Consider the following 24,986-nt stretch of genomic DNA (forward strand, 5'->3'; position numbering starts at 1 on the left):
AATAGGGCTGCCTCGCAGCAGCCCTATTGCTTGATCATCTCACGCACCTTGGCCGTCAGCAGGTCGAAGGTGAACGGCTTGGTGATCAGTTGCATCCCTGGGTCCAGGAACCCGCCGCGCACCGCCGCATGCTCGGCGTAGCCAGTGATAAACAATACCTTGAGCTCCGGGCGCAATTGCCGCCCGATTTCTGCCAGCTGTCGCCCGTTCATGCCGGGCAAGCCCACATCACTGATCAACAGGTCAATGCGTTGGTCGGATTCGATGATCGGCACGGCGGTATTGGCATCGCCGGCCTCGACAAAGGCATAGCCCAATTCCTTGAGCACTGCGCTGACCAGCACGCGTACGGCGGCGTCGTCTTCGACGATCAATACTGTCTCACCGGCATTGGCGAATGGCAGCAGTGCCGGGTTGGTGACGGCGTCCGCGACGTGCTCACCGATAAAACGCGGCAGGAACAGGCTGACTGTCGTGCCCTTGCCGACTTCACTATGGATGGTGACATGGCCATGGGATTGGCGGGCAAAGCCGTAGATCATCGACAAGCCGAGGCCGGTGCCCTGGCCGATCGGCTTGGTCGTGAAGAACGGGTCGAAGACGCGACCCAACAGACTTTCGGGAATACCACAGCCGGTGTCGCTGACGCTCAGTTCCACGTAATCGCCTGGCAGCAAGGTGCCATAGGCGGCCGTGAACACATTGTCGAGGTGGCGGTTGGTGGTCTCAACGGTCAGGCTACCGCCGCTGGGCATGGCATCGCGCGCATTGATCACCAGGTTGAGCAGGGCGCTTTCCAGCTGATTGGGGTCGGCCTCGGCGGTCCAGAGTTCATCGGTCAGACGCATGTCCAAGGCGATGCTTTCATTGATACTGCGTTGCAACAGTTCGCCCATGGAGCTGACCAACTGGTTGATCTCCACCGGCTTGGAGTCCAGCGACTGGCGACGTGAGAACGCAAGCAGGCGATGGGTCAGGCCGGCGGCGCGGTTGGCCGAGGTGACACCCAGGTCAATCAGACTGTCCAGATCGTCCAGTTTTCCACGCGCGACCCGCCTGCGCAGCAACTCCAGGCTGCCGATAATACCGGTAAGCATGTTGTTGAAGTCATGGGCGATACCGCCGGTCAACTGGCCGACAGCCTCCATTTTCTGTGACTGGCGCAAGGCTTCTTCGTTGTTGCGCAATTGCGCTGTGCGTTCTTCAACCTGCTGCTCAAGGGTTTCCAAAGTGCTTTGCAGGCGCTGCTCGCTCTCGCTCAAATCAACCAGGCGGTCACGGGCCTCGTATTGGCGGCGCCGCCCACGCAGTGCCGCGCTCACCAGACTGATCAGGGTTACTGGATGGAAAGGGCGCTCCAGGAAGGTCACGTTGCCCAGCAGGCCACTCAGGTGGGATGAGCCGTTCTGTTCACGGCCGCCATGGTGGGTCATCAGCACGATGGGCAAATCGGACCAGGCCGACTGCTCATGCAGGTAATGCAGCAGGGGCTCCAGATCGACACCGCGCAGGGCTTCAGCGGCAATCACCAACATACCGACGCCTTGCCCAAGTGCTTCGCAGAGTTCAGTCAGGTTCCCGGCAACCATGCCGGTGTAGCCGGCTTCCTTGAGCATCATCAGCGCCAGGGAGCCGTCACGGCCCAGTGGCGCGAGAATAATTGCGCGCTCGGAGAGGGGAGAAAGGCCGGTCACACGCCCTCTTCCTTGAGCAGTGGGGAACCGGCGCCCATATAAGTCGGGATACCGCGCAGTACGCCCTGGAAGTTGTCGAGCGGCTCGCCCACTGTCAAACCACTGCCGCCGATACGGTATTCACGAATGGTGGACTCGTGGCTGCCGGTACGTTTCTTGATGATCGAAATGGCCCGGCGAACCTTGCCGAGTGCTTCGAAATAACGCAACAGGATCACGGTATCAGCCAGGTAAGTAATATCGACGGGGGCCTGCATGTCGCCTACCAACCCATGTTGGGCCACCGTCATGAACGTCGCCGCGCCGCGACGGTTCAGGTACAGCAGCAACTCGTGCATATGCAGGATCAGAGAGTTTTCCTCAGGCATCGCTGCCTGGTAGCCGTTGATACTGTCGATGACCACGGTTTTGATCCCGCGTTCATCGACGCAACGCCTGACTCGGTGGGAGAATTCGCCTGGCGACAGCTCTGCCGCGTCCACCTGCTCGATCAGCAGGTTACCGGTGTCTTGCAGCGCGGCGAGGTCGATACCCATATTTTTCATGCGTTCGAACAACAGGCCCAGCTCTTCATCGAAAATAAACAGCGCAGCTTTTTCGCCACGCGACACCGCGGCGGCGGCAAAGATCATCGAGATCAACGATTTGCCGGTACCGGCCGGGCCGAGGATAAGCGTGCTGGAGCCGGTTTCTACGCCGCCGCCCATCAAGGCGTCCATTTCACGGATGCCACTGCTCAAAGTCTGACGCACGTAACCACCACGATGCTCGGCGGCCACCAGGCGTGGGAACACGTGGATGCCGTCTTGCATGATGGTGAAGTCGTGAAAGCCACCACGGTATTTCTGGCCACGGTACTTCACCACGCGGATGCGGCGGCGTTCAGCGCCGTAAGTGGGCGTCAGCTCTTCCAGACGAATTACGCCGTGGGCCACGCTGTGCACGGTTTTATCCAGGGATTCGGTGGTCAGGTCGTCAAGCAGCAGGACGGTGGCGTCGTAGCGCACAAAGTAGTGTTTGATCGCCAGGATCTGGCGGCGATAGCGCAGCGAGCTTTGGGCCAGCAGGCGGATTTCCGAAAGGCTGTCGACCACCACGCGGGTGGGCTTGATCCGTTCCACCACTTCAAAAATCTGCCGGGTTGCCTCACCCAGTTCCAGGTCGGAGGAATACAGCAGGCTTTGCTGGTGCTCGGCGTTGAGCAGGCTTTCTGGCGGGGTCAGCTCGAAGATGTGAATGTTGTCGTCCAGGTCCCAGCCGTGGGACTTGGCGCCCTGACGCAACTCGCGTTCGGTTTCTGACAGGGTGATGTACAAGGATCGCTCACCGTTTTTCGCGCCGGCTTGCAGAAAGTGCAGCGCTACGGTGGTTTTCCCGGTGCCGGGTTCGCCTTCCAGCAGGAACAGGTGGCTGCGTGATAGCCCCCCGGAAAGAATGTCATCAAGACCTTCGATGCCGGTGGCCGCCTTTTCACTGAACAGCTCTTTGGATGTAGACAAGAAGTGCCCTCGGGTCACGTACAAGTAAAGGGAGGCGCGTCGGCTTGGACGCGCCATATTTACTTGACCGTAGCGGGTTGTGGCGGTTCAACCTGTCGTATAAATCGTGGTGGATTTGTGACCTGCGCCAAAGCGCTGCTTGTGTGTGGGAGCTGGCTTGCCTGCGATAGCATCACCTCGGTTTATCTGTCAGACCGAGGTGTCTGCATCGCAGGCAAGCCAGCTCCCACATAGCGCGCGAAACTAAAGCCCCTGCTGCAACGCCGGATCATCCGGATTCTGCTGCTCCAGCTGCGCCAGTAACACCTGCACATTCTGCAACTGCCCGGTTTCCTTCCAATAGCTGACCAGCAACACACGCGCCTTGCGATTGGCGGGGTGGCGCTGGACGATTTCTTCCAGCTGACGCTGGGCGGCGTCCACCTCTTCCTGGTCGTGCAGCGTGGTGGCGAGGTCGAAGCGGTAATCCTGATTGTCAGGCTCAAGCTCCACGGCTTTGGACAGGCCAAGCAACGCGTATGGCCGCTCCCCATGGTGCAACAGCCACATGCCCAGGGCGTGTTGCAGGTAGGCCGACTCCGGATGTGCCGCCAATTGCCGCGCCAGCAACTGGCGGGACTCATCGGTCTTGCCCTGCTTATCGAGCAATTCGATTTGTGCGACCACAGCTTGCAGGTTGTCCGGTTGCAGGCGCATGGCCTGCTCCAGTGCATGTTGCGCGTCCGGCAGCAGGGCGCTGTGGATGTACAAGCGCGCGAGCTGAATCCAGCCTTCGGCGGTTTCGGGCTCAGCCTTGAGCTTTTTCACAAACTCATCGAGCACTTGCTGCAAAGGCCCGAAATACAGGCCCAGGGTATCCGGCGACAGGCCGAGCAGGGCATTGGCGGCGGCAAAACGCACGGCTTGTTCAGGATCGTCCAGTGCCGGGCCAAGCAGTAAGGTGCGTTGGCCGCTGGGCACCAGGCCAACAATACTGTGAATCGCCGCTTCACGAACCAACGGCGACTCATCAGCCAGGTCTTTATCCGCCAGCTTCAACGCCTGAGGGCTTGGGTAATTGGGCAGTTCGGCGTGCAATGCGGCGCGACGTTCAGGCGACAAGTCCGGGCGGCCCAACTGTTGATACAGCACACGGGCGGCGCCGGGTTCGCCGTTACGTGCTTGCTTCAACGCCTTGGCGTAACCATGGGCGATCGCCGGCGGCACGGCCACCGGAGTGGAGCGGGAGAAAAACCAGGTGACCAGGACAAGCAACAACAGGGCGCACAGGCCGACGATGGAGTAACGGCGTGACTTTGACATGCAGGCGTCCAAAAGCTGGGGGCAGCTAATCGCAAAGCCTCAAGCTTCGGTCAGACCACGACGAGTGTCAAACCCGTATCAGCCGAGCACGTATTCCACTGGTTCCAGAGCAGGAGGCAGATCGATCTCGCCCAGGGCGGCGAGAATCTCGCGCTCCAGGGTGCGCACTATCGCATTGCAGGGCAGATCGTTTTCATCAAAACCGAACGGGTCTTCCAGATCATCACCGATTTCATCCAAACCGAAGAACGTGTAGCTGACGATGGCGGTGAACACCGGCGTCAACCAGCCCAGCGGTTCGGCCATGGCGAACGGCAGCAAAATGCAGAACAGGTAGATGGTGCGGTGCAATAGCAGCGTGTAAGGGAAGGGCAGTGGCGTGCTCTTGATCCGCTCGCAGGCGGCCTGCACCAGGCTGAGGCTGACCAGCCGGGTTTCCAGCTGGGTGTAGCGCCATTCACTGATCACACCCTGTTCGGCCAGCCGCGAAAAGCGCGCGCCCAGTTGTTGCAGCACGTTGTCGGGGAGATTGGGATGCGCCCGGTCAACAGTTATCCAGGGTGTGATAACGCGGGCCTCGTCTTCACGGCGCAGGTGCGCGACCAGGCCGTGGGCAAACCCGCACACCCCACGCAGCAGGCTGGCGCGCTCGGGTGAGTTGCCCAGCACTTGGGTTTCGCGAATCAGCGAGCGCACCTCAATGATCATCTGCCCCAGTTGCTTGCGGCCTTCCCACCAGCGGTCGTAGCAGGCGTTGTTGCGAAAGCTCATGAAGATCGACAACGACAACCCGAGCAAGGTGAACGGCGTGGCATTGACCTTGGAGAAGTAGGCCGGGTGCAGGGTCTCCACCAGCACGATCACTGAAGCCAGCAACGTGACCATCAGGCTGCGCAAGGCAATGCGCTTGGCAATCGAACCTTTAAGGGAAAACAGGATACCCATGAGGTTGGGTTTGGGACGGACGATCATCGGGACACGGCTTCTTTGGCGGCGCAGGCCTGGAGATTAGGCGTTTGCGCCCAGAGCGTCCAATCACTGCGGCTGACCGGCTGATAAGCCGGATCAATGATTGGCCAAACCAGTCAGCCAAGTTGAAGGCTTTGACCATTGCCGCCAAAGCGCTCTAGAGCGACTATTTCAGCGATTCTCGTCGTGAAAAATGTCCTGAAAATAAAAACACACAAGGATTTGGAACCATGCGTGAGTATTTGGCTGCCACCACTGCCTTCGACTACCAGCACACCGTCAACGCCGCCCTGTCCGGCAACCTGCAAGCCCTGAATGCCTGTGTGGAGTGTTGCGATCGCCACGCGCTGCCGGGGCGCATTGCGTTGTTTTGGGAAGGTAAGGATGGGCGCAGCGCCAGTGTGACCTTCACCCAATTGCAGGACCAGGCGGCGCGCTTTGCCAATTTCCTCCTGGCCCAAGGCGTGCAACAGGGTGACAAGGTGGCGGGGCTGCTGCCACGCACGGCAGAGTTATTGGTGGTGGTGTTCGCCACCTGGCGTATCGGCGCGGTGTATCAGCCGCTGTTTACCGCCTTCGGACCCAAGGCCATCGAGCATCGGCTGAACAGCTCCGGCGCCGTACTGGTGGTCACGGATGCGGTCAACCGCCCCAAGCTGGCTGAAGTCGAAGGCTGCCCGACCATCGTCACGGTGGCCGGGGACAAGGGCGAAGGCATCGTGCGCGGCGACTACAGCTTCTGGGCTGAACTGCCGAACTATTCGAATACCTGCGAACCGGTGCTGCTGGGCGCAGAAGCCCCGTTCCTGCTGATGTTCACCTCGGGCACCACCGGCCCGTCAAAAGCCCTGTCGGTGCCGCTCAAGGCCATTGTCGCCTTCCAGAGCTACACCCGCGACGCGGTGGATTTGCGCCCCGAGGACGCGTTTTGGAATGTCGCCGACCCGGGCTGGGCCTATGGCATCTATTTTGGCGTGACCGGGCCGTTGTCCATGGGCCACCCGATTACGTTCTACGATGGGCCGTTCACCCTGGAAAGCACCTGCCGGGTGATCAATAAATATGGGATTACCAACCTCACCGGTTCGCCCACCGCTTACCGCCTGCTGATTGCTGGTGGCGAACAGTTCGCGCGCGCTATCAAGGGCAAGCTGCGTATCGTCAGCAGCGCCGGCGAGCCGCTGAACCCGGAAGTGATCCGCTGGTTTGCCGACAACCTGGGCGTGACCATTCATGACCATTACGGCCAGACCGAACTGGGCATGGTGCTGTGCAACCACCACGGCCTGGAACACCCCGTGCATGTCGGCTCTGCGGGCTTTGCCTCACCGGGCCACCGCATTGTGGTGCTCGATGATCAGAACCAGGAATTGCCGGCAGGCCAGCCCGGTATTCTCGCCATCGACCGTGAACAGTCGCCGATGTGCTGGTTCGCCGGCTACGACGGCGTAAAGACCAAGGCGTTTGTCGGCAAGTACTACCTCAGTGGCGACACCGTGGAGCTCAACCCGGACGGCAGCATCAGCTTTGTCGGGCGCAGTGACGATGTGATCACCACATCGGGCTACCGCGTAGGGCCATTCGATGTCGAAAGCGCACTGGTCGAGCACCCGGCCGTGATCGAAGCCGCTGTGGTCGGCAAACCCTGCCCGGAGCGCACCGAGCTGGTCAAAGCCTTTGTGGTGATCAACGAACAGTACCGCGCTACGCCCGAGCTGGCCGAGGAGCTGCGTCTGCACGTGCGCAAGCGTTTGGCGGCCCACGCCTACCCACGGGAAATCGAATTTGTCAGCGACTTGCCCAAGACCCCGAGCGGCAAGCTGCAACGTTTTATTTTGCGTAATCAGGAAATTGCGAAGGCACAGGCCATCGCCTGATCCACTTTTAAGGAAACAATGATGCAGATTGAAAACAAGGTATTCCTGGTCAGCGGCGGTGCTTCGGGCCTCGGCGCGGCCACCGCTGAGATGTTGATTGCCGCTGGTGCCAAGGTGATGCTGGTCGACCTGAACGCTGACGCTGTGGCGGCCAAAGCCAAGCAGCTGGGCGATAACGCCCGCAGCGCCGTCGCCGATATCAGCCAGGAAGCCGCCGCCGAAGCGGCCGTACACGCCGCCGTTGCAGCCTTTGGCGGCCTGCACGGCCTGGTGAACTGCGCCGGAGTGGTACGCGGCGAAAAAATCCTCGGCAAAAATGGCCCACACGCCTTGGCCAGCTTTGCCCAGGTGATCAACGTCAACCTGATCGGCAGCTTCAACCTGTTGCGCCTGGCGGCTGCCGCCATCGCTGAAACCGCGGCGAACGCCGATGGTGAGCGCGGCGTGATCATCAACACCGCGTCGGTAGCCGCCTTTGACGGGCAGATAGGCCAGGCGGCGTATGCCGCCTCCAAAGGCGCCATCGCCAGCCTGACCTTGCCCGCTGCCCGCGAACTGGCGCGCTTTGGCATCCGCGTGATGACTATTGCCCCGGGCATTTTCGAAACGCCGATGATGGCCGGCATGACCCCCGAAGTGCGCGATTCCCTGGCCGCGGGTGTGCCATTCCCGCCACGCCTGGGCAAACCGTCCGAGTACGCCGCGCTGGTACGCCACATCATTGAAAACAGCATGCTCAATGGCGAGGTGATCCGTCTCGACGGCGCCTTGCGTATGGCAGCCAAGTAAGGAGAACACCCCATGAACGATCCGATTGTTATTGTCAGCGCCGTGCGCACACCCATGGGCGGCTTCCAGGGCGACCTCAAGGGCCTGACCGCGCCGCAACTGGGCGCTGCAGCGATCCGCGCCGCCGTCGAACGCGCCGGGATTGCCCCGGATGCCGTGGACGAAGTGCTGTTCGGCTGCGTGCTGCCCGCGGGCCTGGGCCAGGCGCCTGCGCGTCAAGCGGCGCTGGGCGCCGGGCTGGACAAGGCCACGCGCTGCACCACCTTGAACAAGATGTGCGGCTCGGGCATGGAAGCGACCATCCTCGCCCACGACTCGCTGCTGGCCGGCAGTGTCGACGTGGTGGTCGCCGGCGGCATGGAAAGCATGTCCAACGCGCCGTACCTGCTCGACCGCGCGCGCAGCGGCTACCGCATGGGCCACGGCAAGGTGCTTGACCATATGTTCCTCGACGGCCTCGAAGACGCCTACGACAAGGGCCGCCTGATGGGCACCTTTGCCGAAGACTGCGCCGAGCACAATGGCTTCACCCGTGAAGCCCAGGACGCCTTCGCCATTGCCTCGCTGACCCGCGCGCAAGAGGCCATCACCCATGGCAGCTTTGCTGCTGAGATCGTCCCGGTGCAGGTCACCGTCGGCAAAGAGCAAAAGACCATCCTGCATGACGAGCAACCGCCCAAGGCCAAGCTGGACAAGATCGCCAGCCTGAAACCGGCGTTCCGCGAGGGCGGCACGGTGACGGCGGCCAACTCCAGCTCGATTTCCGATGGTGCGGCGGCGTTGCTGTTGATGCGCCAGTCCGAGGCGCAACAGCGTGGCCTCAAGCCCTTGGCGGTGATCTACGGGCATGCGGCCTTTGCCGACGAGCCGGGGCTGTTCCCGGTGGCGCCCGTGGGTGCGATTCGCAAGCTCATGAGCAAGACCGGCTGGAACCTGGGCGACGTTGACCTGTTTGAAATCAACGAAGCTTTCGCGGTGGTCAGCCTGGTGACCATGAGCAAGCTGGAAATCCCCCACAGCAAGGTCAATATTCACGGCGGCGCCTGTGCCCTGGGGCATCCAATTGGTGCTTCCGGTGCGCGCATCCTGGTGACGTTGCTCTCGGCCCTGCGCCAGAAAGGCCTCAAGCGCGGGGTTGCCGCCATTTGTATCGGCGGCGGTGAAGCCACGGCCATGGCCGTCGAATGCCTGTATTAAGGACTCAACATGCTGCCCAATGACGAACAACTGCAAATCAGCGAAGCGGCCCGGCAATTTGCCCAGGAACGCCTGAAACCCTTCGCCGCCGAGTGGGACCGCGAGCACCGTTTCCCCAAGGAAGCCATTGGCGAAATGGCCGAGCTGGGCTTTTTCGGCATGCTGGTGCCGGAGCAGTGGGGTGGTTGCGACACGGGCTACCTGGCCTACGCCATGGCCCTGGAAGAAATTGCCGCCGGCGATGGCGCGTGCTCGACCATCATGAGTGTGCACAACTCGGTGGGTTGCGTGCCAATCCTCAAATTCGGTAACGAGCAGCAGAAACAGCAGTTCCTCACGCCGCTGGCCAGTGGCGCCATGCTCGGTGCCTTTGCGTTGACCGAGCCGCAGGCAGGCTCCGATGCCAGCAGCCTGAAAACCCGCGCACGCCTTGAGGGCGACCATTACGTGCTCAATGGCTGCAAACAGTTCATTACCTCCGGGCAGAACGCCGGAGTCGTGATTGTGTTTGCCGTCACCGACCCGGCCGCAGGCAAGCGTGGGATCAGCGCGTTTATCGTGCCGACCGACTCGCCGGGCTACACGGTGGCGCGGGTTGAAGACAAACTCGGCCAACATGCGTCCGACACCTGCCAGATCCTCTTCGAAGACGTAAAAGTGCCAGTCGCCAACCGTTTGGGCGAGGAGGGCGAAGGCTACAGGATCGCCCTGGCCAACCTCGAAGGCGGCCGCGTCGGCATCGCCTCGCAATCGGTGGGCATGGCCCGCGCCGCCTTCGAAGCCGCGCGTGACTATGCCCGTGAGCGCGAAAGCTTCGGCAAGGCGCTGATCGAACACCAGGCCGTGGCCTTCCGGTTGGCCGACATGGCCACGCAAATCGCGGTGGCCAGGCAGATGGTGCATTACGCCGCAGCCCTGCGTGACAGCGGCAAGCCGGCCTTGGTCGAGGCGTCGATGGCCAAGCTGTTTGCTTCGGAAATGGCCGAAAAAGTCTGCTCGGCCGCCTTGCAAACCCTGGGCGGTTACGGTTACCTGAGCGACTTCCCATTGGAGCGGATCTACCGCGATGTGCGGGTCTGCCAGATTTACGAAGGCACCAGCGATATTCAGCGCATGGTCATCTCACGCAACCTTTAAGGAGCCGATACATGAGTTACGAAACCCTTTTGCTCGAAGTCCAGGGCCGCGTCGGGCTGATTACCCTCAATCGCCCGCAAGCCCTGAACGCCTTGAACGCCCAGTTGGTGAGCGAGTTGAACCAGGCACTGGACGGCCTGGAAGCCGACCCGCAGATCGGCTGCATCGTGCTGACCGGCTCGAAAAAAGCCTTCGCCGCCGGCGCCGACATCAAAGAGATGGCCGAGCTGACCTACCCGCAGATCTACCTCGACGACCTGTTCAGCGACAGCGACCGCGTCGCCAACCGCCGCAAGCCGATCATTGCTGCGGTCAACGGTTTCGCCCTGGGCGGCGGCTGTGAACTGGCCTTGATGTGCGACTTTATCCTGGCCGGTGACGGCGCCAGGTTCGGCCAGCCGGAAATCAACCTCGGCGTACTGCCCGGCATGGGCGGCACCCAACGGCTGACCCGCGCCGTGGGCAAGGCCAAGGCCATGGAAATGTGCCTGACCGGGCGCTTTATTGATGCCGTTGAAGCTGAGCGCTGCGGGATTGTGGCGCGCATTGTGCCGGCCGATGACCTGCTTGAAGAAGCGCTGAAAACCGCGACCTTGATTGCCGGCAAGTCCGTGCCGATCAGCATGATGGTCAAGGAAAGCGTGAACCGTGCGTTTGAGGTGAGCCTGTCTGAAGGCGTGCGCTTTGAGCGGCGGGTGTTCCATGCCGCGTTTGCCACCCAGGACCAGAAGGAAGGCATGGCGGCGTTTGTGGCCAAGCGCGCGCCGGAGTTCAAGGACCAGTAACCCGGCCGTAAACACTGAAGATCAAAATGTGGGAGCTGGCTTGCCTGCGATGCAGACACCTCGGTTTATCGGTTAGACCGAGGTGATGCTATCGCAGCGGTGCGACGATTCGACAAGCCAGCTCCCACATTGGTCTTGTGTGGCTTTTAGAGCTGGTAGTTCTTCAGCTCCCTGGCAATCACCATCCGCTGAATCTCGCTGGTGCCTTCGTAAATCTGCGTAATCCGCGCATCCCGGTATTAGCGCTCCACCGGGTAGTCCTCAAGATACCCATACCCGCCATGGACCTGCATCGCCGAGGAGCAGACCTTTTCGGCCATCTCCGAAGCAAACAGCTTGGCCTGGGAGGCTTCCGACAGGCACGGCTTGCCGGCGCTGCGCAGGCGTGCGGCGTGCAGGATCAGCAGGCGGGCGGCATTGAGCTGGGTCTGCATGTCGGCCAGCAGGTTGGCAATGCTTTGGTGCTCAATGAATGCTCGTTCCCACGCTCTGCGTGGGAATGCCGCCCTTGACGCTCTGCGTCAGCGCTTGAGGCGTGACGCAGAGCGTCACCGGATGCGTTCCCACGCAGAGCGTGGGAACGAGCAACTGGCAGTCAGAGCTGGTAGTTCTTCAGCTCCCTGGCAATCACCATCCGCTGAATCTCGCTGGTGCCTTCGTAAATCTGCGTAATCCGCGCATCCCGGTAGTAGCGCTCCACCGGGTAGTCCTCAAGATACCCATACCCGCCATGGACCTGCATCGCCGAGGAGCAGACCTTTTCGGCCATCTCCGAAGCAAACAGCTTGGCCTGGGAGGCTTCCGACAGGCACGGCTTGCCTGCGCTGCGCAGGCGTGCGGCATGCAGGATCAACAACCGGGCGGCATTGAGCTGGGTCTGCATGTCGGCCAGCAGGTTGGCAATGCTTTGGTGCTCGATAATCGCCTTGTTGAATTGCACCCGATCACGCGCATACGCCAGCGCCGCCTCAAAGGCTGCACGGGCGATGCCCAACGCTTGGGCGGCAATGCCGATGCGTCCACCCTCGAGGTTGGACAGGGCGATGGCCAGGCCCTTGCCGCGTTCACCCAACAGGTTGGCTTCGGGTACTGTGCACTGGTTCAGCGTGACGGCGCAGGTGTCCGAGGCACGAATGCCCATCTTGTGTTCGGTACGGTCGACCACAAAGCCTGGTGTGTCAGTGGGCACCAGGAAGGCAGAAATACCTTTCTTGCCCAGTTCCGGGTCCGTCACCGCAAACACAATGGCCAACTTGGCGCGCTTGCCATTGCTGACGAACTGCTTGGCACCGGTGATCACCCACTGGCCGTCGCGCAGCTCGGCGCGGGTGCGCAGGTTATGGGCTTCGGAACCGGCCTGAGGCTCGGTGAGGCAGAAGCAACCAATGGCCTGGCCGCTGGCCAGGTCAGCCAGCCAGGTGTGTTTCTGCGCATCGGTGCCGTAGTTGAGGATTGGCCCGCAACCGACTGAATTATGGATACTCATGAGTGCGCCGGTGGCGCCATCACCGGCGGAAATCTCCTCGACCGCCAGGGCATACGCCACGTAGTCGACATAGGTGCCGCCCCATTCTTCCGGCACCACCATGCCCAGCAAGCCGAGTTCGCCCATCTTCGCGACCAGGGCGTCATCGATCCAGCCGGCTTTTTCCCAGGCTTGCGCATGCGGGGCGATTTCGCCACGGGCAAAGTCGCGCGCCATGTCGCGAATCATCACTTGTTCTTCAGTGTATTCAATATCTTGCATGGCTTATTTCCCACTCTGCTTGAAGTCACTGAAGAAGCTCTCGACATGGCTGGCGTCCAACTCATGGATCGTCGCGGGGTTCCAATGCGGGGTTTTATCCTTGTCGATAATCAACGCGCGAACGCCTTCGATCAGGTCGCCGCGTTCGAACCACTGGCGATCCAGGTGCAATTCCAATGCGAAGCACTGCTCCAGCGACAAGCGCCGGCCACGGCGCAGCATCTGCAGGGTAACGGCCATTGCCAGCGGCGAGCGGGTCTGCATCAGGGCGGCGGTGCTGAGCGCCCATTCGTGGCTGTCGGCGACAGTGACTTGCTGCAGTTGCTCGACCATGCTCGGCACATCCGGCAACGCAAAGAAGTGGTCGATCACCGGGCGTAGCGCGGCCAGCGGGGCATCGGGCAATTGTTGTACCGCAAGTTTTGCCAATACGCCCTGAAGGTCCTTGAGCGGCGAATCCTGCCATTGCAGGTGGTCGAGCTTCTGGTCGAGTTCGGCGAGTTTCGCGCTGTCGATACACCAGTCCGCCAGCCCGCAGTACAGCGCATCGGCGGCGCGAATCTGCACGCCGGTGACCCCAAGGTAAACCCCCAGCTCGCCAGGGATGCGCGAGAGGAAATAGCTGCCACCTACGTCCGGGAAATAACCAATGGCCACTTCCGGCATCGCCAGGCGGCTGCGCTCGGTCACCACACGCAAGTCGGCGCCTTGCACCAGGCCCATGCCACCGCCGAGGACAAAGCCGTCCATCAGGGCCAGCACGGGCTTGTGGTAATGGTGAATTGCCAGGTCGAGGGCGTATTCCTCGACGAAGAAGTCCTGGTGCAGGCTGTCGCCCTGCTTGAAGCTGTCGTAGAGAGAGCGAATGTCGCCACCGGCGCAGAACGCTTTTTCACCGGCACCGCGCAGGACCACGGCATACACCTGCGGATCGCTCTCCCAAGCCAGCAGTTGTGTGGTCAGGCTGCGGACCATCTCCAGAGTGATGGCATTCAAGCCAGCGGGGCGGTTGAGGGTGAGGTGGCCAATATGGTTACGGACTTCGGCCAGCACCTCGCCCTGAAGAATCCTGGTGTGGCTTGCTTCGGATGAAACCTGAGCAGTCATCACTAACTCCCTGCTTTTATTGTTCTTTATCAAGATGTTCGCGCACGAACTATCTCGCGATCGTACCAGTGCAAATTTGCCCAGTACAACCCGGAATCATGCAGGTCGTTTTTGCATTTATGCAGCGCTGCGGCCACCCAGCACTTCACCGATGCTGCGGCGCCGGGCATGCCCTTCAGCCGCATGAATCAGTTGCTCCAACTCCGTCGGCTCCACATCAAAGAACCGTTCCATCTCGGCCAGGGCCAGTTTCAGATCGGCTGCCGTGATGGCGGCATCTGTCACCGGCGCTGTGCTGCCCAGGACCACGGCGGGCGATTCGATCGCGCCTTTGGGGTAACGCGTGCGTGTCACGTTGTTATAGGCCAGCGCACCGGCCAGCAGCGCGCCAGCCCCGAGCATCACCGGCCCCACTTCCTGCCAACCCAGGGCGATAGAGGCCGGATCGGCGAGCACCAGCGTCATGGCCAAGCCACCGGCGGGCGGGGGCAGGCAGCGCAGCCAGCAAATCAACACGACGGTCATGCCCGCAGCCAGGCATGCGCTGCCCAGCGTGCGGCCAAGCACCCGCGCCACCAGCAGAGCCACAACGGCAGCGCACAAGTAGCTGCCGATAATCGACCAGGGCTGTGCCAACGCACCGGAGGACACGGCAAACAGCAAAACCGCCGATGCCCCCAGCGGGCCGAGCAGGTGCAAGGCGACTTCCATACCGAATACCTGGGCACACACCCAGACACTCAATAGCGTGCCCAAGGCCATGCCAATGGCGGCGCGGCTCCATTCGACGGGGCGGGTATTGATTGCAGCGGGTAACCAGCGAGCGAGCATCGACACGATCCATAAAGCAGCAGACGAAAAAAAAGGCTCGCCTGGTTGCCCGGATAAGCCCTTTGAACGTTCCAACATTTGGGGGAGGAACCTGTGCAGTGTGCCGAGCTTGATGCCATGGCGCCAATGCATATTAATGAGGGTTAAATGCAAAAATAATGCAGTTAGTGACCCTCGTCATAGGTGATGCGATGCGTCGGTTGCGGCAGCGGCGTGCTGATGCGTCCGAGCACGCGGCTATCAGCCTCTTCGTTGAACAGCTGCCTTTGCAGGTTCTCTCGCAAGGCAGGGTCGTCGGCCAAAGGCCCCTTCAATGCCACCAAGGCATCGCGCAACGCCATCAAGCGATCCAGCCTCGGCGCAGGGATAAGCAACAGGTCTTCTGGCACGGCATTGCCCTTTTGATCAAGCAGGTCTGTGTGCGTGGAAGGCTGACGGCGCCCGGTAGTAGATAGTTAACGCACATGACAAAGGAGTCTACATTTGGGTTCCGGGCATCGAAAGGCAAAGTGCGCCAGCGTTTACGCATAGCCATGTAGGGGCTTTCCGGGCAGTCATAACGAAAAACGCCCACTCTTGAAGGAGTGGGCGCTGTTTCCGTCAGACCACTGTCAGCGTAATTACGGCGCGCTGACTTTCTCTAGATGGAGCAACACATACGGGTCTTTGTCGAACTCCCCGGTGAGTGTCGGGGTGATCGAACGCAAGCGCGGATCCTGCAGATTTTCGAAGTCTTTCGTGCTCATTACCAGCCATGCCGGACCTTGCAGTGGCGTCAGGTCTGCAGCCGACTGGGTAAACAGCGGCACCTTATCGCAGTTGAAGTTGACCATGAACTTGATGGCTTTTGCATCTTTGCCCAAGCCATGCAGCACCACGGGGGCCGGTTGCTGCATGATCTGTTCTTTGACGCCAAGGCTGAATGTGCGGGTGTCGTAAAGCGTACGCTCCAATGGCTCGACCACCACAATGTAGGTCGACCAGAGCGCCAGCACCGCCGCGAGTGCCGACCCCAGCGGGCGTAGACGCGCCTTGAGCAGTGACAGCAGCGACACTATTTGCAGCACGCCAAGCACGCCGAAGACCACGCCCAGGTTGTCCAGCTGTGCCGGGTAACGCTTGCGCGCCACCACCAGCCCGATCACCAGCAGCGCCGGCAGCAGCGTCCAGATGCCCAGCATCAAGCCGCGCAGCCAGGCGAACAGCCGCCCCTGGGTGACCTGGAACGGGTAGGCCGCAATGATCGCCGCCATGGGCAGCATCGGCAGGATGTAACGTGCCTTCTTCGCCTGAGGGACCGACAGGCCGAGCATCACCAGCAAACCTGCCGCCGCGCAATACAGCACCAGTTTCAGTGCCGGGTCGGGTGACCGACGACCGCCGATGGCGATTGCCAGGAGCACCAGCAACGCCAGCGGATAAGCCAGCGCGTAGTTGCCCATGGAACTGGTGAAGTAATACAAAACCCCGCTGGAACCTTCGGTGCCGTCCATACGCCCCAGGAACTGCATGCGGATCACGTCCTGCATGAAGTCTTCGCCACCACTGAGCTTGGCCAGCAGCAACAACAGGCCGACACACGCCGCCAGCACTGCCAGCGCGATAAAGCCGAAGGTGAACAGTTGGCGCCATTGGCGGTTGATCAGGTAATAGCTGCACAGCACGCCAGTGGGGATCACCAGGCCGATTGGCCCACGCACCGCAAAGCCCAGGATCAGCAGCAAAAACAGCCAATGCAAGCGTTTGGCTGCCCCGAAGTGGTCATGGGCATAGCCCAGATAGAACACGGTCAAGGCGATGGCCGCGAGCATCTGGTCCAGCGACACCGCGCGGGTTTCGCTGATGAAGGTGCTGCTGAGCAGCAGCATCGCGATGCTGAGCAAACCCCAGCGCGTGGAGTAGGGCGCCGTAAGGCGATACACCAGCACCACGATCACCGCCGAGGCGATGGAGGTGGGCAACCACGCGGTGAGGCTGCTGACCTCGCCAAACGGCAGGGACAACAGCCAGGTCAGCAGGGTCGAGGTCGCCAGGTAGTCCGCGTAAGGCTGGCCATAGGTGGTGGGGAAAAAACTCGGTCCATGGCGCAGCATTTCCTGGGCAAACACCACGAAACGCGAGTCAAAGCCGATGATTGCCTGGTGCCAGTTGCCGACAATAAACAGCACCAGCGCCAGGAGCCCGAGCCCCAGCGACTGATTGCGGATCGTTGCTGTAAGCAGCGGCGATTGAGCTTTGTTCACGTCTTTAGTCTTCCTTGGCTGGCGCTACCCAGTTTTGCTGTGGAATCGGCAGCTCGCAGGAGTCGCCACGGCCCATCGGGAAATATTTGAAGCCCTTGCGCGCCAGGCGCTCGCCGTCGTACAGGTTCCGACCGTCGAAGATCACCGGGTTTTTCAGGCGGGCGTGGATCAGTTCGAAATCCGGCGCCTTGAATTGCTGCCACTCGGTGCACACGATCAACGCATCGGCGCCGCTCAAGGCCGATTCCGGCGTGCCCAGCAGGGTCAGACGCGACTCGTCACCGTAGATGCGCTGGGTTTCCTGCATGGCTTCGGGGTCGAACGCACGGACATTGGCGCCGGCCGCCCACAGGGCTTCCATCAGCACGCGGCTTGGGGCATCGCGCATGTCATCGGTGTTGGGCTTGAAGGCCAGGCCCCACAAGGCGAAGGTCTTGCCTTGCAGTTCGCCTTTGAAATACGCATTGATACGCTCGAACAGCTTGCTCTTCTGGCGCTGGTTGATCGCTTCGACCGCTTCGAGCAGGTCGCTGGAGCAGTTGGCTTCCTTGGCGCTGTGGATCAGGGCGCGCATGTCTTTGGGGAAGCACGAACCGCCGTAGCCGCAGCCCGGGTAGATGAAGTGGTAGCCGATGCGTGAGTCGGCGCCAATGCCCAAACGCACGGCTTCGATGTCGGCGCCCAAGTGTTCGGCCAACTCGGCGATCTGGTTGATGAAGCTGATCTTGGTGGCCAGCATGCAGTTGGCGGCGTACTTGGTCAGTTCGGCGCTGCGCAGGTCCATGAAGATGATGCGGTCATGGTTGCGGTTGAACGGCGCGTACAAATCACGCATCACTTCGCGCACTTCTTCGCGTTCACAGCCGATGATGATGCGGTCCGGGCGGCGGCAGTCGGCAACGGCCGAGCCTTCCTTGAGGAATTCGGGGTTGGAGACGATATCGAACTCCAGGTGGCGACCGGCAATGTGCAGGTTTTTTTCGATATGGGCACGCAGGGTGTCGCCCGTACCGACCGGCACGGTGGATTTTTCCACCAGGATCACCGGTTCCACGCGATGGCGGGATACGGCATCGCCCACCGAAAGCACGTACTTGAGGTCGGCCGAGCCGTCTTCGTCCGACGGCGTGCCCACGGCGATAAACAGCACCTCACCGTGCTCTACGGCGAGTTTTTCATCATAGGTAAAGTGCAGGCGCCCGCTTTCCAGGTTTTCCTTGACCATCGCAGCCAGGCCTGGCTCGAAGATGGTCACGTGGCCTTTTTGCAGCGACTCGACTTTGCTCTTGTCCACGTCCATGCAGATCACATCGTGACCGACTTCGGCCAATACGGTGGCCTGTACCAGACCGACGTAACCGCTACCAAATACACTGATTTTCATGGGGCATTCCTGGGGCTTGCAACGCTAGCACGACGAGAGTTAATAACCAGAACACCGAGAATGACCAAGGCCACCCCCAGGGTTTTTGAAAGCGAAAAATGTTCGTTGAACACCGGCAGGCTGGCCGCCAGCAGGTACACCAGCGCGTAGCTGATGCTTAGCAGCGAATAGGCGCGGCCCAGGGGCAAGTGCTTGAGCGCGCCGAGCCAGCACAGCATCGACAGCGCATAGGCGATGATCGCCAGGATCACCACGCCCAGGGCGCCAAGATCAATCGATTGACTGTTAAACGCATTGAGCCACTCAGTGGGCAACGGCAGGCGCGTCATGCTCCAGCGCATGCCCAATTGAGCAGCACTGACCAGGCCAACACTGCCCAAGGCCAGGGCAAACCCTTGTGTGCGGCTCATACGTGACGACCTAGCAGCACAACGCCACCAATCACCAGCGCTACACCCAGCCAATGACGGCCATCGATCTGCTCATGGAAGACAAACCGCGCCATCAGTGTCACCAGCACAAAATTGAGGCTGAGCATGGGGTAGGCGATGCCCACTTCCAGGCGCTGCAACACCAGCAGCCATACCAGCAGGCCAAGGCCCAGGCACACCAGCGCCGACCACAGCCACGGCGAGCGCAGTTTCGGCGCCCAACCGTCGGGCTGGTCACGCCAGCTTTCTACCGCAAACTTTTGCGAAACCTGGCCCATGCAGGTGAGCAGACAGGCGCTCAACAGGAGAAGCAAGGTGATCATTGCGCAGCCTGTGGGAAGATCAGGATGACGATATTGCCTTGCTCATAGCGCTTGCCGTCTTGGGGCAGCAGGTTCACTTCGGCCACTTCATCGTCGCCCTTGACCCGCATGACGACGCCAACCGAGCCTTTTTTACGCGCCTCGCTCATCCATTGCTGGACGTCGGCGGTGCCGATCTTGCGATACGCAGTGTCTGGATAGGCAATGCCGTACTTCACTTCACCGACCGTGTTGTACAGCGCAACGTCCGGGCGGCCCAGGCGCCACGACAGCGCCGAGGCAGCGCCAAGGTCATTGCTGAGCAGTGCCGCGGTGGGTTGCAGTTCGGGCAAATGGTCGATAATGAACTGGTCCGGGGTCTTGTTATAAACCACCGAATGCGGAAGGGCAGCCGGCACCAGGGCCACCAGCAACCAACTGCCGATGGCCGGCGCAGCCCATAGCTTCAATGGGCGTGCAGCTTGCAGCAGGTTGACCACGATCCAGCCGAACAGGAACGTAAACACCAGCACCAGGCTGAAAGTCTCCTGACCCGGCTCATACACCGGTTTTTTCAATTGGAACCAACTGATGGCCAGCAACGCCACGATACCGATAGCCAGGTTCAACCAGCCGTTGATGCGCAAGGCGCGGCCATGGCCCTTGGCCAACTTGTCGCTTAGCGTCGAGCCCATCAACAGGGCCAAGGGCAGCAGGCACGGCATGACATAGGACGGCAGCTTGCCTTTGGCCAAACTGAAGAACGCCAGAGGCATCAACAGCCACAGCAGCAGGAACGCGGTCTTGGGCAGGCGCTTTTCCAGCCAGGCCTGTTTGACCGTGGACGGCAGCAGGGCGATCCATGGCAACGAGAACGCAACCATCAGCGGCAGGTAGAACCAGAACGGCTCGGCATGCTGGGCGTCATCGCCGGCAAAGCGTTGGATGTGCTCATGCCAGAAGAAGAAGTTCCAGTAGTCCGGCTCTTGCAGGTGCACGGCGAGTGCCCACGGCAGGCTGACGATAATTGCAACGGCCACAGCGACCACACCATAGCCAAGCAATTCACGAAAGCGTTTCTGCCAAATAGCGTAGGGCAGGGCGATCAACACTGGCAGCAGCCAGGCAAGAAACCCTTTGGTCATGAAGCCCATGCCGCAGGCAAAGCCGAGCAAGGCCCAAGACCCCAAGCGGCCGTTGCGCGTGGTGCTGTCGAAGCAGAACCACAGCGCAACGCCGGTGAGGTTGACCCAGAAGGTGAACTGCGGGTCCAGGTTGGCGTAACCACCAAGCAGCGCCACGCTGACAAAGCTCATGTACAGCACGCTGCTGACCAGGCTTTTTTGCGGGTTGTTCCACAGCCGGCGCGAGACCAGATAGACCAGCAGGATGCTCAGCCCGGTGCTCAAGGCCGACGCAAAGCGCACGCCGAACAGGTTCTGCCCGAAAATCGCCTGGCCCAGCGCGATCATCCAGTAGCCGGCAGCGGGTTTTTCGAAGTAACGGATACCCATGAAGTGCGGCGAGGCCCATTTGCCGGTCAGCAGCATTTCCTGGCTGATCTGCGCGTAACGGGTTTCATCCGGGATCCACAGGCCATGGCTGGCCAGTGGCAACAGGTAGAACACAGCAAACGCCAACAGGAGCAGGGGCAATGCCCAGCGCCGGATCATGCCTGCTGTACTCCGAGCCAACCCTCGCGGCCGCTGAGCGCGCCGCGTACCAGCTGTTGCTGGGGCAGGGTGGTCACATCCGCGGGCAACAGGTCGCCCAAGGGTTTGAAGTCAATGCCGCGCTGCCCGGCCTGGGCGAGCAGTTGGCGAAAATCTTCAGCCATCAGAATCCCTTCTACTTCTGCGTGGATCGTATAGACGTTCAGCTTCGACTCGGCGAACCGGTCAAGAATGAAGCCGTTGAAATCTTTGGCAGCCACCACCGGCCCGACGACTTCGTCGAAGGTCGGCAGGTCTACCGGAATTTGTGGGGTGCCCGCACTGCCATCGGCCAGGGTTGGGCGAAACAGGCTGGTGCCCCGGCAATCACTGTTGTAGCGAAAGTTGAAACCTTGCTTGGCTTGCACCACGCGCTCATCGGCACGCCAGCCGGCGGCTGCGGAACAGTCGATGCGCTCACCCAGGATGTCGCTCAGGGTGTCCACGCCTCGACGGATCTGCTCGACCAGCTGTGCGTCGCTCCAGCGCCCGGTGTTGGCTTGCCAGCCGTGATGGTCCCATGCGTGCAGGCCGACTTCATGGCCGGCGGCCTTGGCCTGGCGCATCAAGTGCCCCAGGTCACGGCCGATCGGCTTGCCTGGCCAGGCGGTGCCGGCCAGCAAGATGTCCCAGCCATAGAGGCCGGCAGCATTGGAACGCAGCATCTTCCACAGAAATTGCGGGCGGATAAGGCGCCACAAGTGGCGCCCCATGTTGTCCGGCCCGACGCTGAAGAAGAACGTCGCTTTTACCCCGGCTTCATCCAGGGATTCGAGCAACCGCGGCACGCCCTCACGGGTGCCACGGTAGGTGTCGACGTCGATTCGCAAGCCTGCCTGCATTACTTCTTGTCCGCGATTTCGAGCATGGCTTCTTTGAGGAAGAAGTCCAATGTGTTGCCGATGGTTTCGCTCATCTCAACGGTTGGCTCCCAGTTCAACAGGCGCTTGGCGTTTTCGATGCTTGGCTTGCGGTGCGCCACGTCCTGGTAACCGGTACCGTAGAACGCCTTGCTTTCTACGTCGCGGAAACCGGCGAACGGAGGGAAGTTGCTGCGCAGCGGGTGAGCTTCGAACTGACGCAGCAGTTCTTCGCCCAGCTGACGGATGCTGGCTTCGTTTTCCGGGTTGCCGATGTTGATGATCTGGCCGTTGCAGATATCGTTGTCGTTATCAATGATGCGTGCCAGTGCTTCGATGCCGTCGGCGATGTCGGTGAAGCAACGCTTCTGCTCACCACCGTCGAACAGGCGGATCGGGGTACCTTCCACCAGGTTCAGGATCAGCTGGGTGATGGCACGGGAGCTGCCGATACGTGCCGAGTCCAGACGGTCAAGGCGCGGGCCCATCCAGTTGAACGGACGGAACAGGGTGAAGTTCAGGCCCTTGTCGCCGTAAGCCCAGATCACGCGGTCCAGCAGTTGCTTGGAGACCGAGTAGATCCAGCGCTGCTTGTTGACCGGGCCAACCACCAGATTGGAGGTGTCTTCGTCGAAGTACTGGTCCTGGCACATGCCATAGACTTCGGAGGTCGACGGGAAGATCACGCGCTTGTTGTACTTGACGCAGTAGCGAACCAGTTTCAGGTTCTCTTCGAAGTCGAGTTCGAATACGCGCAGCGGGTTACGGGTGTATTCGATTGGCGTAGCGATGGCCACCAGCGGCAGGACCACGTCGCACTTCTTGATGTGGTACTCGATCCACTCGGAGTGGATGCTGATGTCGCCTTCCACGTAGTGGAAGTTCGGGTGGCTGCGCAGGCGCTCAATGGCGTCGGAGCCGATGTCCAGGCCGTAGATTTCATAACGGTCGTCACGCAGCAGGCGCTCGGACAGGTGGTTACCGATAAAGCCGTTCACACCCAGGATCAGTACACGAGTGCGACGTGGCTTGCGGCCGGACTCGGCGCCGCGCAGCACGGAACCGTCGACCAGGCCCAGTTCGTCAGCCAGGGAAGGGCCGGCCAGGTACAGGCCGTTTTCGTTGCGCTGGCCGAACTTGACCACCAGGGAATCTTCACCGCAGGCGATGCGCAGCGGGTTGACGCTGATCACACGGCCTGGCGCCAGGCCTTCGTTGCCCTTGACCACTTCAGCTTGCCAAACGATGAGTTTGTGCTCGCCGACAGCGCAGAATGCGCCTGGGTACGGTTGGGTCACGGCACGAACCAGGTTGAACAGCTCTTCAGCCGGTTTTTTCCAGTCCAGCTTGCCGTCAGCGGCAGTGCGGCGACCGAAGTAGGTGGCCTGGCTTTCGTTCTGGGCCGTTTCGGCCAATTTGCCTTGGGCCAGCTGTGGCAGGGCATCACGCAGCAAGTTGGTGGCCGCATCACGCAGTTTGGCGTGCAGGGTCAGGCCGGTGTCGGTGCGGTCGATAATGACTTTTTGCTGGGCCAGGATCGCGCCGGCATCGGCACGCTTGACCATGCGGTGCAGGGTCACGCCGGTTTCGGTTTCGCCGTTGACCAGCACCCAGTTGGCCGGAGCGCGGCCACGGTATTTAGGCAGCAAGGAACCGTGCAGGTTGAACGCGCCTTTTTTGGCAGTGGCCAGCAGGGCTTCGCTCAGCAGGTTGCGGTAGTAGAACGAGAAGATGAAATCCGGGTTCAGCTTGGCAATACGCTCGATCCACAGCGGGTGGTTGGCGTCTTCCGGAGCATGTACCGGGATGCCGTTGCGTGCGCAGAGTTGGGCGACGGAGCCGTAGAAATTGTTTTCCTTGGGGTCGTCGGCATGGGTGAACACGGCAGCAATGTCGTAGCCGGCGGTCAGCAGGGCTTCAATACCTGCACAGCCAATATCGTGGTAAGCGAAGACAACAGCTTTTGAATTCATGACGAAACCTGATCGGAAGGAGAAGTAGGAGAGTGGGAAGTTGTAAGGCCGTCGACCACGACGACCGGAGCCGGCTCTGCGGGTTGGTTACGCAGCACCTTTTCAATAAAGAACCGTGGACGGGCACGCACGTCACTGTACATGCGGCCCAGGTATTCACCCAAGAGGCCCATGCCGATGAATTGGCCGCCGGTGAACACAAACAGCACCGCGAACAGCACGAACATGCCTGAACCGGCCCATTCGGCGCCGAAGACCAAGCGCAGGAACACCAGCGCAAAGGCAAACAGCATGCCCAGTGCCGCGAGGCTGAAGCCGACGATGCTCAGCAGACGCAGCGGGGTGGTGGTCATGCAGGTCAGCAGGTCGAACATCAGGCTGATCAGGCGCATGGCGCTGTATTTGGACTCGCCATGCTCACGCTCGGCGTGGTGCACCAGGATCTCGGTGGTGTGCCGGGCAAAGCCGTTGGCCAGAATCGGAATAAAGGTGCTGCGCTCGCGGCAGGCCAGCATCGCGTCGACGATGGTGCGTCGGTAAGCACGCAACATGCAGCCGTAATCGGTCATGGCCACGCCGGTGGAGCGTTGCACGGCCAGGTTGATCAGGCGCGAAGGCCAGCGGCGGAAGGCCGAATCCTGACGGTTGTTACGCACAGTGGCGACGACGTCGTAGCCCAGGGCGGCTTGCTCGACCAGCCGCGGGATTTCTTCGGGCGGGTTCTGCAGGTCGGCGTCAAGGGTGATGACCACCTCGCCACGGCACTGCTCGAAGCCGGCCATGATCGCGGCATGCTGGCCATAGTTGCGGTTGAGGATCACCGCCACCACGTTGCTGCCGTCTTCTGCGGCAGCGTCTTCCAGCAATTGGGCCGAGTTGTCGCGGCTACCGTCATCCACCAGGATGATTTCGTATTCGTAAGCCAATTGCTTGCAAGCTGCAGTCGTGCGACGCAGCAATTCAGGCAGGCTCTCTTGTTCGTTGTAGACCGGGATAACGATCGACACGCAATGAATAGGGTAGGGTTTCAAAGATTCATGACCTCGGGGCTAGAACAATTGGAGCGTGAAAACAGCAGTAATCAGTCGGCAACAACGCCGGCCGATTAAATGTAGCGTGGGTGTGCGGCATTCGTTCGACTTTCCTG

The 24,986-nt window shown here is 61.0% G+C and carries 21 protein-coding genes and 1 pseudogene; 5 read left to right on the plus strand and 17 right to left on the minus strand.

The genetic code is table 11. From position 1 onward, the window contains the following. Positions 1-23: 23 nt before the first annotated feature. The 4 genes from AOA62_RS22030 to AOA62_RS22045 form a co-directional block, all read right to left on the minus strand. A complete protein-coding gene (locus AOA62_RS22030) occupies positions 24-1,694 on the minus strand; it encodes an ATP-binding protein (protein WP_099549741.1) in 1,671 nt (556 codons plus the stop codon). Then, positions 1,691-3,193 carry an ATPase domain-containing protein gene (locus tag AOA62_RS22035; RefSeq protein WP_017138791.1) on the minus strand — a complete coding sequence of 501 codons (1,503 nt, stop codon included), beginning with the start codon at positions 3,191-3,193 and terminating at the stop codon, positions 1,691-1,693. Before AOA62_RS22035 ends, AOA62_RS22030 begins: the two co-directional genes overlap by 4 nt. Positions 3,194-3,436: 243 nt before the next feature. Continuing rightward, positions 3,437-4,495: a HEAT repeat domain-containing protein gene (locus AOA62_RS22040; RefSeq protein WP_017138790.1), complete on the minus strand. Its 1,059-nt coding sequence runs from the start codon at positions 4,493-4,495 to the stop codon at positions 3,437-3,439. A 78-nt stretch (positions 4,496-4,573) separates the two neighbouring features. After that, positions 4,574-5,467 (minus strand): bestrophin family protein, encoded by an 894-nt coding sequence (locus AOA62_RS22045; protein WP_099549742.1) that lies wholly within the window; start codon positions 5,465-5,467, stop codon positions 4,574-4,576. Positions 5,468-5,694: 227 nt separating this feature from the next. Between AOA62_RS22045 and AOA62_RS22050 the strand changes: the two genes are divergently transcribed. The 5 genes from AOA62_RS22050 to AOA62_RS22070 are packed head-to-tail and all read left to right on the plus strand — an operon-like array spanning position 5,695 to position 11,249. Then, entirely contained in the window at positions 5,695-7,341 is a 1,647-nt protein-coding gene (locus AOA62_RS22050; protein ID WP_017138788.1) for an AMP-binding protein, read from the plus strand. Positions 7,342-7,362: 21 nt separating this feature from the next. Next, on the plus strand, positions 7,363-8,130 hold the full coding sequence (locus AOA62_RS22055; RefSeq protein ID WP_099549743.1) for an SDR family NAD(P)-dependent oxidoreductase: 768 nt from the start codon (positions 7,363-7,365) through the stop codon (positions 8,128-8,130). 12 nt (positions 8,131-8,142) lie between these two features. Further along, positions 8,143-9,327 carry an acetyl-CoA C-acyltransferase gene (locus AOA62_RS22060; RefSeq protein WP_099549744.1) on the plus strand — a complete coding sequence of 395 codons (1,185 nt, stop codon included), beginning with the start codon at positions 8,143-8,145 and terminating at the stop codon, positions 9,325-9,327. Between the two features lie 9 nt (positions 9,328-9,336). Continuing rightward, positions 9,337-10,464: an acyl-CoA dehydrogenase gene (locus AOA62_RS22065; RefSeq protein ID WP_099549745.1), complete on the plus strand. Its 1,128-nt coding sequence runs from the start codon at positions 9,337-9,339 to the stop codon at positions 10,462-10,464. 11 nt (positions 10,465-10,475) lie between these two features. Beyond that, complete coding sequence (locus AOA62_RS22070; protein ID WP_017138783.1) at positions 10,476-11,249, plus strand: enoyl-CoA hydratase; 774 nt, start codon at positions 10,476-10,478, stop codon at positions 11,247-11,249. 146 nt (positions 11,250-11,395) lie between these two features. On the opposite strand, the pseudogene AOA62_RS22075 reads toward AOA62_RS22070, so the two are convergent. From AOA62_RS22075 to arnC, 13 genes and pseudogenes are all read right to left on the minus strand, one after another. Then, positions 11,396-11,740, minus strand: a pseudogene (locus AOA62_RS22075) (acyl-CoA dehydrogenase family protein); the annotation flags it as partial. A gap of 104 nt (positions 11,741-11,844) precedes the next feature. Next, complete coding sequence (locus AOA62_RS22080) at positions 11,845-12,996, minus strand: acyl-CoA dehydrogenase family protein (protein WP_099549746.1); 1,152 nt, start codon at positions 12,994-12,996, stop codon at positions 11,845-11,847. Positions 12,997-12,999: 3 nt separating this feature from the next. Continuing rightward, positions 13,000-14,103 (minus strand): enoyl-CoA hydratase/isomerase family protein, encoded by a 1,104-nt coding sequence (locus AOA62_RS22085; protein ID WP_099549747.1) that lies wholly within the window; start codon positions 14,101-14,103, stop codon positions 13,000-13,002. 117 nt (positions 14,104-14,220) lie between these two features. Continuing rightward, a complete protein-coding gene (locus tag AOA62_RS22090) occupies positions 14,221-14,934 on the minus strand; it encodes an HPP family protein (RefSeq protein WP_099549748.1) in 714 nt (237 codons plus the stop codon). Between the two features lie 164 nt (positions 14,935-15,098). Continuing rightward, complete coding sequence (locus AOA62_RS31535) at positions 15,099-15,287, minus strand: type VI secretion system contractile sheath small subunit (protein WP_256349256.1); 189 nt, start codon at positions 15,285-15,287, stop codon at positions 15,099-15,101. Positions 15,288-15,554: 267 nt separating this feature from the next. Beyond that, positions 15,555-17,177 carry a glycosyltransferase family 39 protein gene (locus tag AOA62_RS22095; protein ID WP_099549749.1) on the minus strand — a complete coding sequence of 541 codons (1,623 nt, stop codon included), beginning with the start codon at positions 17,175-17,177 and terminating at the stop codon, positions 15,555-15,557. A gap of 4 nt (positions 17,178-17,181) precedes the next feature. Next, on the minus strand, positions 17,182-18,561 hold the full coding sequence (locus AOA62_RS22100; protein ID WP_017135719.1) for a UDP-glucose/GDP-mannose dehydrogenase family protein: 1,380 nt from the start codon (positions 18,559-18,561) through the stop codon (positions 17,182-17,184). Continuing rightward, positions 18,558-18,971: a 4-amino-4-deoxy-L-arabinose-phosphoundecaprenol flippase subunit ArnF gene (arnF, locus tag AOA62_RS22105; protein ID WP_017135718.1), complete on the minus strand. Its 414-nt coding sequence runs from the start codon at positions 18,969-18,971 to the stop codon at positions 18,558-18,560. Before arnF ends, AOA62_RS22100 begins: the two co-directional genes overlap by 4 nt. Continuing rightward, on the minus strand, positions 18,968-19,315 hold the full coding sequence (arnE, locus tag AOA62_RS22110) for a 4-amino-4-deoxy-L-arabinose-phosphoundecaprenol flippase subunit ArnE (protein WP_017135717.1): 348 nt from the start codon (positions 19,313-19,315) through the stop codon (positions 18,968-18,970). Before arnE ends, arnF begins: the two co-directional genes overlap by 4 nt. Beyond that, the gene (gene arnT / locus AOA62_RS22115; protein ID WP_017135716.1) at positions 19,312-20,967 is read right to left on the minus strand and encodes a lipid IV(A) 4-amino-4-deoxy-L-arabinosyltransferase; all 1,656 of its coding nucleotides are present in this window, start codon (positions 20,965-20,967) and stop codon (positions 19,312-19,314) included. The genes arnE and arnT overlap by 4 nt, the downstream gene beginning before the upstream one ends. After that, positions 20,964-21,848: a 4-deoxy-4-formamido-L-arabinose-phosphoundecaprenol deformylase gene (gene arnD, locus AOA62_RS22120; protein ID WP_099549750.1), complete on the minus strand. Its 885-nt coding sequence runs from the start codon at positions 21,846-21,848 to the stop codon at positions 20,964-20,966. Before arnD ends, arnT begins: the two co-directional genes overlap by 4 nt. Next, a complete protein-coding gene (gene arnA / locus AOA62_RS22125) occupies positions 21,848-23,839 on the minus strand; it encodes a bifunctional UDP-4-amino-4-deoxy-L-arabinose formyltransferase/UDP-glucuronic acid oxidase ArnA (protein WP_017135715.1) in 1,992 nt (663 codons plus the stop codon). The genes arnD and arnA overlap by 1 nt, the downstream gene beginning before the upstream one ends. Next, entirely contained in the window at positions 23,836-24,870 is a 1,035-nt protein-coding gene (gene arnC / locus AOA62_RS22130) for an undecaprenyl-phosphate 4-deoxy-4-formamido-L-arabinose transferase (RefSeq protein ID WP_099549751.1), read from the minus strand. The genes arnA and arnC overlap by 4 nt, the downstream gene beginning before the upstream one ends. Positions 24,871-24,986: the final 116 nt, after the last annotated feature.

This window comes from Pseudomonas sp. 2995-3 (assembly GCF_002742565.1).
GTDB classification, from domain to species: Bacteria; Pseudomonadota; Gammaproteobacteria; order Pseudomonadales; family Pseudomonadaceae; genus Aquipseudomonas; species Aquipseudomonas edaphica.